The organism is Cytophagales bacterium, from assembly GCA_033344775.1.
Classification (GTDB): domain Bacteria; phylum Bacteroidota; class Bacteroidia; order Cytophagales; family Cyclobacteriaceae; genus JAWPMT01.
Window position 1 is genome coordinate 1,194,415 of the sequence record JAWPMT010000004.1, and the last position, 13,468, is coordinate 1,207,882.

Annotated in this window: 12 protein-coding genes; 5 read left to right on the forward strand and 7 right to left on the reverse strand. The window is 44.1% G+C overall.

Annotated elements, in window-relative coordinates; all coding sequences use genetic code 11:
* Positions 1-6: 6 nt before the first annotated feature.
* Together R8G66_13790 and R8G66_13795 are read right to left on the reverse strand one after the other, a co-directional pair.
* Positions 7-1,398, reverse strand: a complete 1,392-nt coding sequence (locus R8G66_13790; protein MDW3193440.1) for an ATP-binding protein — start codon at positions 1,396-1,398, stop codon at positions 7-9.
* Complete coding sequence (locus R8G66_13795; GenBank protein MDW3193441.1) at positions 1,391-2,524, reverse strand: FIST C-terminal domain-containing protein; 1,134 nt, start codon at positions 2,522-2,524, stop codon at positions 1,391-1,393. The genes R8G66_13790 and R8G66_13795 overlap by 8 nt, the downstream gene beginning before the upstream one ends.
* A 225-nt stretch (positions 2,525-2,749) precedes the next feature.
* On the opposite strand from R8G66_13795, the gene R8G66_13800 reads away from it, so the two are divergent.
* Together R8G66_13800 and R8G66_13805 are read left to right on the forward strand one after the other, a co-directional pair.
* Positions 2,750-3,658, forward strand: coding sequence for a helix-turn-helix transcriptional regulator (locus R8G66_13800; protein MDW3193442.1), 909 nt, complete (start codon positions 2,750-2,752; stop codon positions 3,656-3,658).
* Between the two features lie 169 nt (positions 3,659-3,827).
* Positions 3,828-4,805: an SDR family NAD(P)-dependent oxidoreductase gene (locus tag R8G66_13805; GenBank protein ID MDW3193443.1), complete on the forward strand. Its 978-nt coding sequence runs from the start codon at positions 3,828-3,830 to the stop codon at positions 4,803-4,805.
* Between the two features lie 58 nt (positions 4,806-4,863).
* On the opposite strand, the gene R8G66_13810 is transcribed toward R8G66_13805, so the two are convergent.
* Both R8G66_13810 and R8G66_13815 read right to left on the reverse strand, forming a co-directional pair.
* A complete protein-coding gene (locus R8G66_13810; protein MDW3193444.1) occupies positions 4,864-5,784 on the reverse strand; it encodes an alpha/beta hydrolase in 921 nt (306 codons plus the stop codon).
* Between the two features lie 15 nt (positions 5,785-5,799).
* Positions 5,800-6,327 (reverse strand): AraC family transcriptional regulator, encoded by a 528-nt coding sequence (locus R8G66_13815; GenBank protein MDW3193445.1) that lies wholly within the window; start codon positions 6,325-6,327, stop codon positions 5,800-5,802.
* A gap of 232 nt (positions 6,328-6,559) precedes the next feature.
* Between R8G66_13815 and R8G66_13820 the strand changes: the two genes are divergently transcribed.
* Positions 6,560-7,786 (forward strand): DUF418 domain-containing protein, encoded by a 1,227-nt coding sequence (locus R8G66_13820; GenBank protein MDW3193446.1) that lies wholly within the window; start codon positions 6,560-6,562, stop codon positions 7,784-7,786.
* Between the two features lie 102 nt (positions 7,787-7,888).
* Positions 7,889-8,509 carry an intradiol ring-cleavage dioxygenase gene (locus R8G66_13825; GenBank protein MDW3193447.1) on the forward strand — a complete coding sequence of 207 codons (621 nt, stop codon included), beginning with the start codon at positions 7,889-7,891 and terminating at the stop codon, positions 8,507-8,509.
* A gap of 13 nt (positions 8,510-8,522) precedes the next feature.
* Here the strand turns inward: R8G66_13825 and R8G66_13830 are convergent, their stop codons facing one another.
* The gene (locus R8G66_13830; protein ID MDW3193448.1) at positions 8,523-9,536 is read right to left on the reverse strand and encodes a glycosyltransferase; all 1,014 of its coding nucleotides are present in this window, start codon (positions 9,534-9,536) and stop codon (positions 8,523-8,525) included.
* A 4-nt stretch (positions 9,537-9,540) separates the two neighbouring features.
* Positions 9,541-10,830: an aminopeptidase P family protein gene (locus R8G66_13835; GenBank protein MDW3193449.1), complete on the reverse strand. Its 1,290-nt coding sequence runs from the start codon at positions 10,828-10,830 to the stop codon at positions 9,541-9,543.
* Between the two features lie 115 nt (positions 10,831-10,945).
* On the opposite strand from R8G66_13835, the gene R8G66_13840 reads away from it, so the two are divergent.
* Positions 10,946-12,322, forward strand: a complete 1,377-nt coding sequence (locus tag R8G66_13840) for a S8 family serine peptidase (protein MDW3193450.1) — start codon at positions 10,946-10,948, stop codon at positions 12,320-12,322.
* Between the two features lie 153 nt (positions 12,323-12,475).
* Here R8G66_13840 and mltB read toward each other — a convergent pair whose 3' ends face one another.
* Complete coding sequence (gene mltB, locus R8G66_13845) at positions 12,476-13,450, reverse strand: lytic murein transglycosylase B (GenBank protein MDW3193451.1); 975 nt, start codon at positions 13,448-13,450, stop codon at positions 12,476-12,478.
* Positions 13,451-13,468: the final 18 nt, after the last annotated feature.

The window sequence follows — 13,468 nt, forward strand, 5'->3', positions numbered from 1 at the left end:
TCTAGGTTAGGTTAGTACGGCTTCCTCTTTGATTTCGCTGGCGGCGATTTCTTTCGGAAAGGTTACACAAAAAGTAGTTTCACCTGGCTTTGAACTCACTTCCATGAGCCCACCATGCTTCTCCACAATCTTTTTGCAAATACTCAATCCAAGACCGGTTCCTTCTCCTTTAATCTTTGTAGTGTAAAAAGGTTCAAAGATTTTTTTCAATCCTTGTTTCGAAATTCCACCACCGTTATCTGTTATACGAACAACCCTACCGGCTGTTTCATCGCAAACTTCTAATTTCAGAATACCCTCCCCTTCCATGGCATGGATGGCATTCTGCACAAGATTAGTCCACACCTGATTAATTTCGTCAGGAAATCCCAAAATTTCAACTCTTTCACCACAATAATTTCGCTCAATCTGGATTCCGCGCTTGAGTTTGTTGTGGTACAGCGTCAAAACAGTCTCCAAATTATCAATCAAATCAAAGTGGACGGGGTTCTTCGAGTCATTGGAATAGGTATAATTTCTTAGTGCAAAAAGAATCTTCTGCATCTTACCAATGGCAATTCCCATGTTACTTACATTGGCAAACAACTTGCCGAATCCGACCGCAAATCCAATGATGTCCTTTGCTATACCTATAGAAGTCCTGGCATCGATAATCGGTACAATGTCCTCTTTGAGTAAGTCAACGGACACCATTTCCCTGGCCAGAAATCGAACATCGGTCATGCCGATTTCCAGGAGATAAGCCTCCATCTCTTTTCGGTATTGTCGTTCCTCGCGACTCGTCATGTACCGAAATTTCTTGTTCTGAAAAACGGCTATCAAATCCCTAAACAAATCGTGATGGACCGAGGTAAATGATGCATCTCGGAATCCTTTGACGCCACCAATCACTTCACTGATCACATGCTCCAGGTTCTGAGTACCCCCTTTGATCACACCCATCGGGTTATTCACTTCGTGCATCACCCCAGCGATCAGCTGCCCCAAAACCGCAATTTTCTCTGTATGGATCAACTTGGATTGTGTGTCCTTGATCTCTTTATTGGCCTTTTTTAGTTGAATGGCCTGTCGATTGAGCTCTTTGTTCTTGAACTTCAAAGCAATGGCCAAAGATGCCAAGGTTTCCGATCCTTGTGTTTTCTCTTGACCAGAATCCAGTACGAAATAGGCTTTTTTCAGTTCATCTCCCTGTTTTCTTAGGTCATTATTGGAAGCAATGAGCTCCTGGGAGTTAAGTTCCATCGTATGCTCCAGCAATTTCCGGTCCTCATCATTGTCATGATAAGACCGATTGACTAGTTCGAGCAATTTGAGGACTTTAGGGTCGCTTATTTCTTCGCCACCAAATGTCTTCCGAATTTGCCGCTTGAGGACTCTATGGTAATCGCTGCTACTCACTAAATAGCGTAATGGTCATGGTTTGATTGTGCAGGTAACAGGAATCTCCCTGACGGTCTGGCCCTAGTTCTCCGTAAGAATAAAAACCAGTCATCATCGCCTCTTCACCAATCACCTCTCTCACGGATTCTACTTCATCTTCAGTATGCTGTTTTAGAATGAGTTTACGGCCCACACAGCTGATCAGTAGCGCCAACTGTGCCTTATCTTTCAAGATACTAATGCTATTTTCTGCTGCCTTACTGGCTCCCTCATACAAACTTTCAAAATTGGCTTTCATCAACCGGGCTTCTCCCCCTTCGGGAATATCTCCGGCAAACGTCAGACTCTTTTCCTCCTCATTGACCGAAAGTATCGTCCGTACCAATTCATCACTTGCATTTTCGTCTGTCTTGATACTTAGCGGAAACAGCAAACCACTTGCTGGTAAATCTTTGGCTTTTTCACCCAAATAGTTCTTGTAAAGGTCCAAGGCAGGTTTGCCGTCCAATTCAAACAGCACATTTTCTTCCGAACGCGTAATCCTTCGGGTATGTCCAAACGTGTCCCATCCCCCAAAAGAACCATAACCAACTTTGATACTACCGCCATAAAAGCCGACAGCAACAACTTTGTTTTCGGAAGGAGTTGCATTCAATCCTACGACGGTCTTGACAAAATCGGGGCCGTCACCAGCCAATCCCCCGCTGATACTAACGTCTTGGTTAAGCTCTGATTTCATTCCTTCGATCAACCGTGTCCCATTCACATTCAGTCCGTGAGACAACAACAACACATGTGACAGGTGTTCTTGAGGGAATAAAGTCGCCAGCTCTTTTCCCAGATCACTGTCAGAAGTCCAATTGTCGGAAATAGATAATTGTCTTGTTTTGATGACCGTCTTTTCAAATTGGATGGCCGTCGTAACAATTGTATCATCGAACACTTCAATATCCAGGATTTCTCCTGCGGTGGAGCATAAAACAATATCTGCTGCGGGATAAAACGACCTGATCTCATCAAAACGATCAGTATTTTCAAGCAATTGTCTTTTTCCAAATACCAGGACCAAATCTGCGGTGAAAGACATTTCCGGAACATTGTCCCATAATGCGCTTTCGGACCATTTATTCTGTTCGAGCTTCATCCGTCGTAATACTTCTAGTTGATTATAAGTGACTTGCCAACGGATAAAACTAATTAAAACGCCTTAATTCACCGTGATTTCAATTCCGAAAGGGCTAATTGTCGCTTTCAGTGGATTGTCCTGTCTCAAGACGTTACTTTTCGAGCATTTTTTGCTAGCCATTCTGCATTTTGTGTTAGTCAGGTAAAAGCCGTAGCTTCAATTTTGTTGCTTATCCTTTTGATCATGACAGAGAACATCCATAGAAATGAAACCCTAGCTGACCTTCACGCCAGTCTGGGCTATCCCAAACCTAAGCATCCTCTGATTTCTTTATTGGACACTTCCCAATTAGAAGTTCCGGCAAGTGCTGTGGGAAGAAGGTCTGCCTCTAACCTATATCTGATCTCGATTAAAGATAAAAACTGTGGGGTTGATTACGGTAGAAACAGTTTTGATTTCAATGAAGGGGTCATGGTTTTTTCAGCACCTGGTCAGGTCTACACCAATCGCCGTGAAGTGAATCGAGGAGATATTCAAGGCTGGATGTTATACTTTCACCCAGATTTGATACGCAATACTCACCTGGGCAGTATCATCGATCAATACTCTTTCTTCAACTATGATGTCTTTGAAGCTTTGCACCTCTCCGAAGAGGAAGAGCAGCGTGTCAATATATGTCTGGAAAACATCAAAAGCGAGTACGAGCAGCGCATCGACAACCACAGTCAGCGAGTGATTGTATCTAATCTGGAATTGCTTTTGAATTATGCCCTGCGATTCTATGAGAGGCAATTCAATACCAGAACCAATCAAAGTAAAGATGTCGTTGCCCAATTTGAACGGTCACTCAAGCGGTATTATCGAGAGAATAAAGCATTGAACCAGGGAGTTCCTTCTATTCAGGATTTTGCAGAAGAAGCCAATTTATCGCAACACTATTTCAGTGACTTGATCAAAAAAGAAACAGGCCGATCGCCCAAGGATCATATTAATGAACACATTGTGGAGCAAGCAAAAAACAAGCTCATGGGTTCGGAGCTTTCGATCAGCGAAATTGCCTATGACCTGGGGTTCAACTATCCGCACTATTTCACAAGGTTGTTTAAGTCGAAAACAGGTCAAACTCCGGTGGAGTACCGGAATGGGAATTAGCACACCTTATCAAAATTACCTTTTACCCTACTTCGCTAGTCGCTTCGTCTCCCTAAAGGGTAAGGAAATTTGGAAACCTGCATTTTGTGTTATTCCCTCTGCAAGCTGTGTCGTTTAACCATATGCAGGATGACGACATTTACCTCATCAAATTAAAAACACAACAAAAATGAGTCAAGCAATCAAAACCCTCCATCTGGAGGAAGTAATAGCAAAACATTCTCAGGACATGACCGGAAAAGTGGTTGCCATCACAGGTACCACCAGCGGTACTGGGTTTGTTTGCGCACGTGAAGTGGCCAAAAGAGGGGCCACAGTCCTATTGTTAAATCGAAAAAGTGAACGTTCAGCCAATGCACTTGAACAATTAACAGCGGCTGTACCATCAGCTACATTTGAAGCCATCGATTGTGATCTTCAAAATTTTGAAAGTGTCCGCGCGGCGGCTGATGCTATCAGCACGAAATATGAAGTGGTAGATGTTCTCGTCAACAATGCCGGTGTGATGGCACTCAAAGACGGTGCAACCGGAGACGGATACGATGTGCAGATGCAAACTAATGTGATCTCGCACTTCCTGTTGACCAAAGAGCTATTTCCGTTATTGAAAAAGAGTCAACAAGCAAGGATCGTCAATCACTCTTCCATGGCAAGACTAGGTGGACCTTTAGACATGAAGTATTTGGAGGCGAAAGGTGGCAACCTGGGTGGTGATGGAACGGAGGAAGAAAATAGCAGCTTCAAGGGGCCACGTTGGGAACGGTATCACCAAACGAAGCTGGCAAACTGTGCCTTTACCTACGGCTTGAAAGAAAAGCTAGCTGCGAATGGTATTGATCATATACTTCCTTTGCTCGCCCATCCTGGATTAGCCGCAACGAGCCTTCAGGTGACTACTGCCGCTGATGGAGGCATGGAAAGTAATAGTCCCTTTATGCAACAAGCACAATCTGCAGAAGATGGTGCAACAGGCATCATCCGTGCTGCGATGGATCCAGCTTCAACCTCCGGGGACTTCTACGGACCTACCGCAGGCTGGAATGGCTTCCCCGATAAATTGACCCCTGAGGACTATTTGTATTCAGAGGAGACAATCAACACCAATTGGGATGGTTGTGAGAAGGCTGTTGGCGTATTTGAATTTTAAATTTTTCTTATTTCGAACCAGCGAAAGCCTGCCAATCATGGTGGGCTTTTTTTCATTCTCAGCTATCAATAAAGTTTTCTTTTACTGAAATCAAAATGTCTTGAAACACAGCCTCAATTTCCATCAGGAGATGTCCGGCACCTGTAACATAATGTGGCTCGGCCTGGGGTAAAAACGTTGCCATGGCCCTGGCCCCCTGGATGGGTGATAAGGTATCTTCTTCTCCATGCCAAATATGAATAGGACAGTCGATCTTATCGTAATTGATCTTCCAGTCTTTCGACAGGATTCGCATATCAGCAATATGACCTTCTGCTCCGTTGATGTAAGCTTCGCGGCAGTGGTCCAGTATTACCTGAAATGTGCCGTTTTCTTTCATCGCAAGAATGGTTCTTCGATCCGTATCACCAACTTGTTTCATCACTGACTGGTCAAAGGCCTTCTCAGGATCGTTAAGCATGCTTTTGGCAAAACTTCTACTTGCGTACCGCATCAAAAATGGGGCGTATTTGCTCAGAAAATAACCTAGAACATTTCCCCAGGCCATCTCTTTTCGAATACCGGGAATATCTTGCGGCGCAGCACTGCTGATCAATGTTAAGGATGACATACGATCCGATAAGGCGGCAGCACAAGCCATGGCGTACGGGCCTCCACCTGAACCTCCACCAAGGGCAAATTTTTCTATTCTCAAATGATCCAATAATGCCTGAACATCCGCTACCCAGCTCATCAGCGTCGCATCGGGATTAGCAGTTGAAAGGCCATAACCCGGACGCTCGGGATAAATCATTTTTACTCCAATCTCATGGAGAATCTCGTCATCCATGGAAATCCTGGAACCTGGTGTGCCGTGAAACATGATAAAGGGTATTCCCTCTTCTGGCCCATAAATTGCATAACTGAGCGTCCGCTGATCTCGAAGCGAAAAGGACATACGGGTCCTGTCCACAGCCTTTGCCGAAGTTGACATATTCATTCAAAAAAGTCTTTACTATTTAGGATCTATGCGGCGAATTGCGTCCTCTGTTCTTTGGTCACGATGAAGCACCCATTTCTTTTTCGTTTCAAAAATCAGTCGGTAGATTTCCAGATCTAACTCATGTCGCCTGTCACCGAATGATTCTTTGATCTTATCATCGATCTGTAGTAGCGTAGCTTGTTCCTTGACCACTAAAGCATAGTCGAGGTTCGCTTGATCCGCAAATCGGTAATAGATGGTCTGCATATCACTTGGTGAAATCTCCATGAGTTTCTTAAACGCTCGACTAAAGGTTTCATAGTTTTCATAACCAAGCTTATAGGCCACCTGACGTACTTGTGCATCAGATTGCAGTAACTCGGTACTTTTCAGAATCCTTAAGTATTCATGGTACTGAACAGGAGTAATGCCTGTTTCAGATTTAAAGGTCCTGAACAGTTGAACTTTGGAAAGACAAGCAACATCAGCCAATTCATCTACATTCACAGGCCGATGATGATTGGCCTGCAGATAATCGATGATAACTTTTGTCTTACTCACCTGACAAAGATAAGAGCTGGTTTTGGGGAATAAATGACGAATTATTTCATTTTCAGAGTCAGGTACGGTATTGATCTAATCCCTTCTTTCTGACAATCAAGGCCAATATGACTAATGCCAGCCAGAATTTAACGCTTCAACTCATCCCCGTTTCATAACAATTCAGTGATTGATTCTTGAAGGCATGTACCAGTTGCACTAGATTGATTTCAAATTCTAAACCAACCCTGTGATGAAGGAATCAATCATCCGTCCTGTAAGCTCAGACAACCGCATACAATCATTGGATCTGTTGAGAGGATTTGCGATCCTCGGCATTCTAATCATGAATATTCAAAGCTTTTCCATGCCGGGAGCTGCCTATATGAACCCTTCCAGTTATGGGGATTTCTCCGGATTCAATCGATGGGTTTGGATGGTTAGCCATGTACTGGCTGATCAAAAATTCATGACCATTTTTTCAATTCTTTTTGGTGCCGGGATTGTGCTTGTCACCCAGAATGCCGAATCCAAATATGGTAATTCCGCAGAACTGCATTACAAGCGAAATTTTGGTTTACTGCTCATTGGCCTTCTTCATGCCCATCTTATCTGGTATGGCGATATTTTGGTGACGTATGCGCTTTGTAGTTTTTTGGTCTATCTGTTTAGAAAGAAGAAACCCGGCACACTGATTATCCTTGGATTGATCCTGTTTTCCATACATTCATTGATCTATTGGTTCTTTGGCACTTCCATCCCTAATTGGCCTGCTGAGTCTGTCATTGAAGCGAAGGCTAGTTGGATGCCCTCTCAGGCCGAAATCCAGCTAGAAATCCAGACAGTCAATGGTCCCCTCTCACAACAACTCAGTCACAACTCGGAAAGTGCATTATTTCTAGAAACCATGGTATTCTTATCGTTCATGTTTTGGCGTGCCGGTGGCTTGATGCTGATCGGAATGGGGATTTACAAAATGGGTGTTTTATCTGCCCAGAAAAGCACTTCATTTTATCAAAGAGGAATCCTCCTGGGTTGGATTATTGGGTTTCCTCTCGTGATTTATGGCATGATGAAAAACTTTGAGGTTGGATGGAGTTTTGAGTATTCCATGTTTCTAGGTTCACAGTGGAATTATTGGGGCAGTTTATTTGTAAGTTTAGGATACATCTGCCTTGTGATGTTGATCGCGAAATCTGACAAGTACCACCAACTCAAAAACAGAATTGCAGCGATAGGACAAATGGCACTCACCAATTATATCTCACAATCTATCCTATGCATTTTCATTTTTCACGGGATTGGGCTTAGCCTATTTGGTCAGGTTGAAAGAAGTGGACAGGTTTTGGTCATTCTTTTCGTTTGGGCAACCCAATTTCTGTGGTCGCAACCGTGGCTGGCACGATATCGATTCGGCCCTTTGGAATGGCTCTGGAGATCAGTGACTTACGGAAAAAGTCAGCCAATGAAAAAGATCTAACCTAATGAAGTATATGATCATATTTGGATAGTCTGTCATTTGTAGCATGCTATTGGTCTCATACACAGCTTAAAGACCATTAGAAAGCCTTAAATTAATTTGATGGACACAAAGAAAGTCTTCATTAGCATCCTGACCTTAGGTCTGCTCAATGCCTATTGTACCGCACAGACCCGACTAGTTGGTGGTCCATGCGAGGGTTGTGAAGCCATTCATGAATATGGTGATCGACTTTTAAATTACGTTGATACACTTCCGAAATTCCTTGAGACGGAACCTAAACTAAAGCTTTCAGGAACGGTATATGAAAAAGATGGCCAGACTCCTGCAGCAGATGTGATCCTCTACATTTACCACACCAATCGTGACGGGATCTACGAAAAGATAGGTAACGAAAGCGGTTGGGGGCGGAGACACGGCTATTTAAGAGGCTGGGTAAAAACGGGCAATGATGGCAGATATACTTTCTACACTTTTCGACCCGCTGCCTATCCGAACGGACGTGAAGCGGAACACATTCACATCACGGTGAAAGAGCCTGACATCAACGAATACTACATCGACGATTTCCTGTTTGAAGATGACCCGCTCCTAACCCCACAAAAAAGAAGGTCCAGAAAGAATCGCGGTGGATCGGGCATAGTTGTTATCAGAAAAGATAATGGGATTCCTTCCGTTGAAAGAGACATCATTTTGGGATTGAATATCCCGGATTATCCTTAAATAATTAGAAGCATCAAACAAAAAACCAATAATCTTTCACCGGCTTCTTACCCCAAATCTCTAACTGTTGCCTGATTTCTTTTTTCGCATCTGGTGAGGTCACAGCTATTAGGATTTGAGGATTTTCGATCATAGGTACATCGTCCAGGCCTTGCATGATGATCCCATAAATGTCCTTACCTACTTTTTGTTCATTGTCACATACCCAATGCACCTGTCTTTCGTTTTGTTTCAGGATCAATTTCACCAGGTCCTTGCCATTTCTTCCGGCGCCCCAAACCACCAAAGGCCTGTTCTTATCGCGATCCAACTCATAAAAGAACCGCAATTTCAGATCGTAGTAGCGATTGTCTTTGTATTCGTCCCAGGTACGCGAAATCCTGTCGGATCGATCTCGCCAATGATGCAGGACATGATCAATCCCTTCGACTTTCAAGCCTTGCCGATAGATCCGAAAAGTCAGGTCATAATCCTCAGGATAGACCGGAGACTCAAACCCTCCTACCAGGTCAAAATCTTCGCGATGCATGATCCAACTATGTGAAGGAATGGTACACTCCTGATAGATCTCCTGAAAATGCTGCCTATTCGCGGCCACTTCATTGAGCCACCGCTCATATCTACGGAAGCCATCTCCAACTTCTCCTTCATCCACAAAATGCTCGGTACCTCCGGCAATCACAGTTCCTTTCCCGTGTTTCAACCACTCATTGACAAGTACTTCCAGTTTATCTGCTGGCATTTTATCATCCGAATCCATGCGGTTGATCAGCTCTCCCGCTGCCACACGTATTCCTGTTTGAAGGGCAGGGATCAAACGTTGACCTTTACTAGTGACCACTTTGACACGATCGTCTTTCGCGGCATAAGATTCCAAAATAAAATGGGATTTATCGGTTGAGTGGTCATTGATGGCAATCAGCTCCCAATTGGAATAAGATTGCAATAAAATGCTGTCAATACAAGCAGGAAGATAGGGTGCGGTGTTCTTCACCGCCATGATGATTGAGACTTTGGGGTGATCCATATATTTAAGCGTTCATCAACGCCTCAATGTCATTTACTTCAATTGGAATGTCATGCATCAGGTTTTGTGGGGTACCCTCCGTAATCACCACGTCATCTTCCAATCGAATGCCCAGATTTTCTTCTGGGATATAGATACCCGGCTCCACGGTAAACACCATACCTGTTTTGAAATCCTGATACCTGGAAGGCACATCATGCACATCGAGCCCTAAATGATGCGATGTGCCGTGCATGAAGTAATTCCGATAAATTGGACTATCTTCATTCTGTTTAGCTACTTCTTCTTTAGTGATCAGCCCTAAACCGATAAGCTCTGATTCCATCAATTTGCCCACTGACTTTTGATAGTCTTTCAAATTTCCACCCGGAACAAGCAGTTTGGTAGCTTCATTTTTCACACGAAGTACGGCTTCATAGACTGCTTTCTGACGATCAGTAAAGCGACCATTTGTTGGAAGCACGCGCGTAAGATCAGCGTTGTAATTGCCATATTCGGCACCGATATCCATCAAGACCACCTCACCATCTTGCATGACCTGGTCATTCTCTACATAGTGCAGGACACAACTATTTTCACCGGAAGCAACAATGGGTTGGTATGCAAAACCCCGTGAGCCTCTTCTCAAAAACTCATAGCTCCAGATCGCTTCAATTTCATACTCATGCATCCCAGGTTTCATTTGCCTGGCCACGCTTTCGAAACCTGCTCCGGTAATTTTACAAGCTTCCCGAATGGCATCAATCTCTTCGGTTGTTTTGCAAGTCCTCAGATCATTCACCGCAGGTGCTAAACGTCTCAACGGATGCAGCGGATAGTTTTGCTTTAATACCTGAATGAGTTTGTCATTGCGTGTCTGAACCGGACTATCGCTACGGTCCTGCTCATTGCGATATACATAAATCTCTTCTACATGTGGCAGTACAGTCCCCAGCGTAGACTCAAACGTATCTGACCACTTCACTTTTGAGATCCCAGAAAGTTCGCCACCTTCTTTCTGGGTAAATTTCTGACCTTCCCAAACCTTGATGTGCTCATTGGTTTTCTTTAGGAACAAAACTTCTCGCAAATCCTCATCCGGAAATTGCGGTGCCAATAGCAAGGTTGTTTCTTCCTGATCAATCCCCGTCAGATAAAACAAATCATTGTTTTGGCGAAAAGGCATGACCCCATCCGCATTGGTAGGCATGATGTCATTGGAGGTGATCAACACTGCACAGTTTTTAGGAAGGCGTTCGAGTAATCTTGCCCGGTTGCGCTGATAGAAAGAAGCCGAAAGTGGTTTGTATCTCATGAATGATTATTGATCTTCAAAAGTAATGGGGTTTATGTCAAACTGACTTCCATGATTAAACCTTGTTAAAAGTGTAACCCAATCTTGACCTTGCGTGTATAACTTGTTTCGGAATATGCGTGTGAGACTGATCTTCTTTCTAAGCTTGTGCCTGGGGGGCTATTTGGGTTATGGACAATCCTACTATTGGGTTGATCGTGATATATGGTTGAACAAATCACCTCGGTATTGCTCCGAATGGTTAAAGGCCTGTTCATATGAGCTTACAAAAGCTGAAGTTTCTAACCTGGGATTGAGTCGAAAAGAACAGGTACTTCAGTTTGAACCACTGGCAATCGCACCCAAGAAAAAAAACTTAAGCTTTGCTCTTGAGCAAATTGAAGGGCAGCTGTTGATCGATCGTGGCATTACTGGGAAAGGCGTAAAGATCGGCGTGATCGACGGAGGGTTCCTTAATGCTCCGGATTCACCACCGCTACATCACTTGTTTGAAAATGACCACATTGCCAGTTACAAAGATTACATCACACCGGACCTACCCGACTATGCAGGCAGTGGCAATCTGGATGATCAACATGGCACTGGTGTGCTTAAAATGATTGGCGGGATTGATCCTGCTTCCAAAATCCAGTTTGGTCTGGCTACCGAAGCGACTTACTATCTCGCCAGAACGGATCATGGCGCTTATGAAAAGCGCCTGGAAGAAGACCTGTTGATCCAGGCACTGGAAGAGATGGAAAAAGCCGGCGTACGACTGGTCAATATTTCATTAGGATATGCCAAGGGTTACAAAAACCCCTCTGAAAATTACACCCCTGAAGACATGGATGGCTCTTCGATGATTGCCAAAGCAGTAGACCATGCCTTCTTTGAGAAAAACATGCTTGTGGTGGTAGCCGCAGGTAATGAAGGTAATGACAAAAAATGGCGATTACTATCCACCCCCGGCGATTCTAAAGGCGCATTGACCGTTGGGGCAACGAAACTCAAAGTCTGGGACCGCATGGAATACAGTAGCATTGGTCCCGATTTCCTGAATTACACCAAACCAGACATATCCTGCTATTCCAGCTATGGTACCTCCTATGCCACACCAGTGATCACGGGGTTAGCTGCCTGTGTCATGGAATTATATCCGGATCTCACGGCCCGGGAAGTCAAAGCAGCTATTGTGGCATCTGGAAATCTCTATCCTTATGGAAACAATCATCTCGGTCAGGGAGTCCCGCAGGTCAGTCGATTATTGAAAGTCCTGGCTGGTGAAGAGGTGGTTCAACCAGAAATGGTTAGCGCGAATAAGAATACATATGAACTCGCTGCAAATAAAGGTGACCTGATGGCGGTCTATCATAAACAAGATACCAGCCGGGTCGTGCTACGTGAAATTTCAAGAATCAAGGGTGAGAAGGTGAAGATCTGGCGTGAAAAGGATGCGGATTTTACTACTGTTTTAATTGGGAAGCAGGCGATTGAGATTGATTGGAGGAATTAAAGTTGTTTAAATCAATTTTTAACCACCATAATGTGCGAATGAGAGATACCTGAAATTTTTCAACTTCCTTCGGAATTTTCAGTTGAAAAATTCCCTTACCGGTCGCCTGGCATAACGCACATGTTGACCTTCACCTTTAGAATAATTTATCAACTACAACCCACCTCTTCTTTTGTTGATCGCTTCGCCTAATTGATAGACGACCAATGCGTACATGGAGCTATGATTGTAGCGGGTGATTACGTAAAAGTTGTAGAGACCAAACCAGTATTCTTTACCTTCATCTAATTGGAATTCCAACAGCGAAACTTTTCGGGTTGGGGTCAATTCCCATTCGGGATCAAAGCCCAGGTTTTGATAGTGGGCCACATCATATTTTACCTTTGAAGAAAACTTGGCGGGAGGATTAGCATTGGCACTTGCAACAGCAGGAACAGCTACTTTTTGATCAGCCTTCCATCGGTGTACCTTAAGGTAATTGGCCACACTGGCAATGGCATCCTCAGGTGAACCCATCAGATCTCTTGTTCCGCCATCATCATAGCTTTTTGCATAAGCCCGATAGCTACTGGGCATGAACTGACAATAACCCATGGCACCTGCGTAACCTCCCAATACCTGCAAAGGGTCAAGCTTTTCCGCTTTTACCAGATCCAAAAACTCTCCAAGTTCTTTGGTGAAGTAGCTTGACCGCCGTGGAATCCCAAATGAGATCGTATACAGTGCGTCCAACACTCGATAAGAGCCTTTGTTGTCGCCAAAAGCAGATTCTACGCCCAGGATGCCCAAAATGATATGTTCCGGTACTCCTGTTTCGGCACTTACTTTTTGCAAAGCTGTTTCATGTGTTTTCCAGAAAGCCAGACCTGACTCAATGCGCTCTTCTTTCATGAAAATGTTGCGATATCGGCTCCAGGTCATCGTCTTCTCCGCAGGCCGATTGAATTTCTCGACGATAGAAAGTTGAAATTCTGCCTGACCGATGATCTCCCGGACTTCCGCTTCACTCACGCCTCTGGAGGTAGCATACTTTGAAATGAAGGCCTCTACTTTGACCTGATCTACCTGAGCAAAGGAGTTGAATAAAACTACCCAACACATGGCGGTTGTCAATACGGTTCGAATCATAAATTCAAAAACAGGGAA

Excerpts from the sequence above, each read along its gene's own strand:
- R8G66_13795 (MDW3193441.1), bottom strand. The coding sequence starts at position 2,524 with ATGAAGCTCGAACAGAATAAATGGTCCGAAAGCGCATTATGGGACAAT.
- R8G66_13800 (MDW3193442.1), top strand. The coding sequence starts at position 2,750 with ATGACAGAGAACATCCATAGAAATGAAACCCTAGCTGACCTTCACGCC.
- R8G66_13805 (MDW3193443.1), top strand. The coding sequence starts at position 3,828 with ATGAGTCAAGCAATCAAAACCCTCCATCTGGAGGAAGTAATAGCAAAA.
- R8G66_13810 (MDW3193444.1), bottom strand. The coding sequence starts at position 5,784 with ATGAATATGTCAACTTCGGCAAAGGCTGTGGACAGGACCCGTATGTCC.
- R8G66_13820 (MDW3193446.1), top strand. The coding sequence starts at position 6,560 with ATGAAGGAATCAATCATCCGTCCTGTAAGCTCAGACAACCGCATACAA.
- R8G66_13825 (MDW3193447.1), top strand. The coding sequence starts at position 7,889 with ATGGACACAAAGAAAGTCTTCATTAGCATCCTGACCTTAGGTCTGCTC.
- R8G66_13830 (MDW3193448.1), bottom strand. The coding sequence starts at position 9,536 with ATGGATCACCCCAAAGTCTCAATCATCATGGCGGTGAAGAACACCGCA.
- R8G66_13835 (MDW3193449.1), bottom strand. The coding sequence starts at position 10,830 with ATGAGATACAAACCACTTTCGGCTTCTTTCTATCAGCGCAACCGGGCA.
- R8G66_13840 (MDW3193450.1), top strand. The coding sequence starts at position 10,946 with ATGCGTGTGAGACTGATCTTCTTTCTAAGCTTGTGCCTGGGGGGCTAT.
- mltB (MDW3193451.1), bottom strand. The coding sequence starts at position 13,450 with ATGATTCGAACCGTATTGACAACCGCCATGTGTTGGGTAGTTTTATTC.